This window comes from Oerskovia sp. NPDC060287, from assembly GCF_042726775.1.
Lineage (GTDB): Bacteria > Actinomycetota > Actinomycetes > Actinomycetales > Cellulomonadaceae > Oerskovia > Oerskovia merdavium.
In genome coordinates this window covers 1-2441 of sequence record NZ_JBHXBO010000381.1, presented here as the reverse complement: position 1 = coordinate 2441, position 2441 = coordinate 1, and the positions used below count along the sequence as shown (strand labels likewise).

The window sequence follows — 2441 nt, the reverse complement described above, 5'->3', positions numbered from 1 at the left end:
CTCCGAGGGGGCCGGGCCTTCCGGGATGCTGCGGGGAGCCGTCAGGTGCCCGACGGCGGAGCGAGGGTCAGGCCCTCGACCTGCGGCCCGAGATCAGACCCCAGACGAGCAGCACGACGAGCGATCCGATGAAGGCCCAGAACCACGTCGAGAAGGACCAGAACTCCTGGTTGGGGTCGGAACCGAACGCCCGGCCGATGAACCCGCCGACGAACGCCCCGACGACACCGACGACCAGTGTCACCACCCAGCCTCCGCTGGCCTTGCCGGGCATGATCGCACGAGCGATGGCTCCCATGATCAGACCGATGACGATCCAGGACAGAAACCACATAGTCACTCCGTTCGTCCGGGCGACGACCCGGACGGTGCGAGTCCGGCCGGGAGCGTCGGTTCCTGCTCACCGTGGCACGGTTGGGCGGTGCTCGCACGCCCAAAGGCGACATTCGCCGCAGAGGCGCTCTGCGCCGTCGGGCCGCGACGACCGGTCCCGCGCGGGCCGGGAGCCGCCTACGCTGGGGTGGTCCGACGTCGGGAAGGGAAGTGACCATGCGGGTCGACAGCTGGCTCTGGGCGGTCCGCCTGACCAAGAGCCGATCGGTGTCCACGGCCGCGTGCCGCGCCGGTCACGTCAAGGTGAACGGGACGCGGGTCAAGCCCGCCGCGAACCTCAAGGTCGGCGACACCGTGACCTACCGCGGCGAGCGCGAACGGGTCGTCGAGGTCGTCCAGCTGCTCACCAAGCGCGTCGGTGCGCCCGAGGCCGCGAAGGCGTACGTCGACCACAGCCCACCGGTGCTGCCGCGCGAGGCGGTGCCGTTCGTGCCGGTGCGCGACCGCGGGGCAGGGCGCCCGACGAAGCGTGAACGACGCGAGATCGACAAGCTGCGCGGGCGCGACCTGCCGCCGGTGGGCTGGGTCGACGAGGACGACTAGTCGACCCCGAACTCCATCGCGGCGCGGTCCAGCGCCTCGTCGAGCTCGGACGAGGAGGTCCCGCGTGACGCGATGGCCTCGGCGCCGCCCTCGGGCATCTGGCCGATGAGCTCGGTCTGGCCCGTCCCGATCAGTGCCGCGTGCTGCGCGCCGACCATGCCGAGACCCGCGTACTGCTCGAGCTTGGCGCGCGAGTCGGCGATGTCGAGGTTGCGCATGGTGAGCTGGCCGATCCGGTCCGTGGGACCGAACGCCGAGTCCGTCGTGCGCTCCATCGACAGCTTGTCGGGGTGGTACGAGAAGTTGGGGCCCGTGGTGTCGAGGATCGAGTAGTCCTCGCCGCGACGCAGGCGCAGCTTCACCTCGCCCGTGATCGCGGCACCGACCCAGCGTTGCAGCGACTCGCGGATCATGAGGGCCTGCGGGTCGAGCCAGCGGCCCTCGTACATGAGGCGGCCCAGGCGGCGGCCGTCGTTGTGGTAGCTCGCGACCGTGTCCTCGTTGTGGATCGCGTTGACGAGGCGCTCGTAGGCGATGAACAGCAGCGCCATGCCCGGGGCCTCGTAGATGCCGCGGCTCTTGGCCTCGATGATCCGGTTCTCGATCTGGTCGGACATGCCGAGCCCGTGGCGGCCGCCGATCGCGTTGGCCTCCATGACCAGGGCGACGGCGTCCTCGAACTCCTGGCCGTTGATCGCGACCGGGCGTCCCTTCTCGAAGCGGATCGTGACGTCCTCGGTCGCGATCTCGACCGCGGGGTCCCAGAAGCGCACGCCCATGATGGGCTCGACGTCCTCGAGGCCCGTGTCGAGGTGCTCGAGGGTCTTGGCCTCGTGCGTCGCGCCCCAGATGTTGGCGTCGGTCGAGTAGGCCTTCTCGGTGCTGTCGCGGTACGGGAGGTCGTGGGCGAGCAGCCACTCCGACATCTCCTTGCGCCCACCGAGCTCGGTGACGAAGTCGGCGTCGAGCCACGGCTTGTAGATGCGCAGGTTCGGGTTGGCGAGCAGGCCGTAGCGGTAGAACCGCTCGATGTCGTTGCCCTTGAACGTGGAGCCGTCGCCCCAGATCTGGACGTCGTCCTCGAGCATGGCCCGCACGAGCATGGTGCCGGTCACGGCGCGGCCGAGCGGGGTCGTGTTGAAGTAGGAGCGCCCGCCCGAGCGGATGTGGAACGCGCCGCACGTGATCGCGGCCAGCCCCTCTTCCACGAGTGCTGCGCGGCAGTCGACGAGGCGGGCCAGCTCGGCACCGTAGGCCATGGCGCGGCCCGGCACGGAGTCGATGTCCGGCTCGTCGTACTGCCCGATGTCAGCGGTGTAGGTGCAGGGCACCGCACCCTTGTCGCGCATCCACGCGACGGCGACGGAGGTGTCGAGACCCCCGGAGAAGGCGATGCCGACGCGCTCGCCGGCCGGAAGTGAAGTGAGTACCTTGGACACGACTCAAGTATATGCAGACGATTGCATATTCATGCAATCGGAACGGCGAGAGGGCCCGTCCTGGCC

At 69.6% G+C, this 2441-nt stretch carries 3 protein-coding genes; 1 reads left to right on the top strand and 2 read right to left on the bottom strand.

Features of this window, described 5'->3' with window-relative positions; translation table 11 throughout:
* Positions 1–67 precede the first annotated feature (67 nt).
* Positions 68–334 (bottom strand): GlsB/YeaQ/YmgE family stress response membrane protein, encoded by a 267-nt coding sequence (locus tag ACFWFR_RS19100; protein ID WP_191802785.1) that lies wholly within the window; start codon positions 332–334, stop codon positions 68–70.
* A gap of 215 nt (positions 335–549) precedes the next feature.
* On the opposite strand from ACFWFR_RS19100, the gene ACFWFR_RS19095 reads away from it, so the two are divergent.
* Positions 550–936 (top strand): RNA-binding S4 domain-containing protein, encoded by a 387-nt coding sequence (locus ACFWFR_RS19095; protein ID WP_377624162.1) that lies wholly within the window; start codon positions 550–552, stop codon positions 934–936.
* Here ACFWFR_RS19095 and argG read toward each other — a convergent pair.
* Positions 933–2375 carry an argininosuccinate synthase gene (gene argG, locus ACFWFR_RS19090; RefSeq protein WP_068626930.1) on the bottom strand — a complete coding sequence of 481 codons (1443 nt, stop codon included), beginning with the start codon at positions 2373–2375 and terminating at the stop codon, positions 933–935. The two genes, ACFWFR_RS19095 and argG, sit on opposite strands and share 4 nt — an antisense overlap.
* Positions 2376–2441 lie beyond the last annotated feature (66 nt).